General features: G+C 68.6%; 1 protein-coding gene. It reads right to left on the bottom strand.

Going from position 1 to position 937, the window contains the following annotated elements; translation table 11 throughout:
- The coding region (locus tag GT045_RS38185; RefSeq protein WP_237539211.1) for a condensation domain-containing protein at positions 1-937 on the bottom strand (937 nt) is incomplete at both ends.

The raw sequence follows: 937 nt of genomic DNA, 5'->3' as shown, positions 1-937 counted from the left end.
TGGTTGGCGCGGTTGTCGGTCTGTGCGTAGGTCAGCGAGGTGGTGCCGTCGCTGAGGGCGGGTGCGTCGGGGGTCCTGGCCGCCTGTCGTGCGAAGAGTTCGCCCAGGGGGGCTTCCGGCAGTGGCAGGGCGGTGTCGTTGAAGTCGACCAGCAGCCGCCGGTGTTCCTCGGGGGTGAGGATGTCGATGGTGCCGAGTCGGCGGTCGGGTGCTGTGACCGCCGCTTCGAGCAACCGGACCCAGCGGTCGAAGAGGGTTCGCACCGTGCCGGGGTCGTAGAGGTCGCTGGAGTACTCGATCACACCGGTGATGCCATGAGGCTCGCCGCGCGGGCCGCGCTGTTCGGCGAGGCTGAAGAAGAGGTCGAACTTCGCCGTGCCCGTCCTGCCCAGCTCCACACCGGCTCGCGCCCCCGGCAGCTCGAAGGTCCCCTCGGGGGCGTTCTGGAGGGCGAGCATGATCTGGAAGAGGGGGTGGTGGGAGAGGGTGCGGGTGGGGTTGAGGTGTTCGACGAGGTATTCGAAGGGGACGTCCTGGTGGGCGTAGGCGTGGAGGGAGGTGTCGCGGACCTGGTTGATGAGTTGGGTGAAGGTGGGGTTGTCGTGGGTGTGGGTGCGTAGGACGAGGGTGTTGACGAAGAAGCCGATGAGGTGGTCGAGGTTGTGGTCGGTGCGTCCGGCGATGGGGCTGCCGAGGGGGATGTCGTGGCCGGCGCCGAGGCGGGTGAGGAGGGCGGCGAGTCCGGCTTGGAGGACCATGAAGAGGCTGGCGCCGGTGGTGCGGGCGAGGTCGGTGAGGTGTTGGTGGAGGGTGGGGTCGATGTCGACGGTGAGGTAGTCGCCGCGGTAGGTGGTGATGGTGGGGCGGGGTCGGTCGGTGGGGAGGTCGAGGTGGTCGGGGAGGTCGGCGAGTTGTCGGGTCCAGTAGGTGATCTGGG

The sequence above is a fragment of the Streptomyces sp. SID486 genome, from assembly GCF_009865385.1.
Classification (GTDB): domain Bacteria; phylum Actinomycetota; class Actinomycetes; order Streptomycetales; family Streptomycetaceae; genus Streptomyces.
Note: the sequence above shows the minus strand (reverse complement) of the source record. Positions and strands in the feature narration are given on the sequence as shown.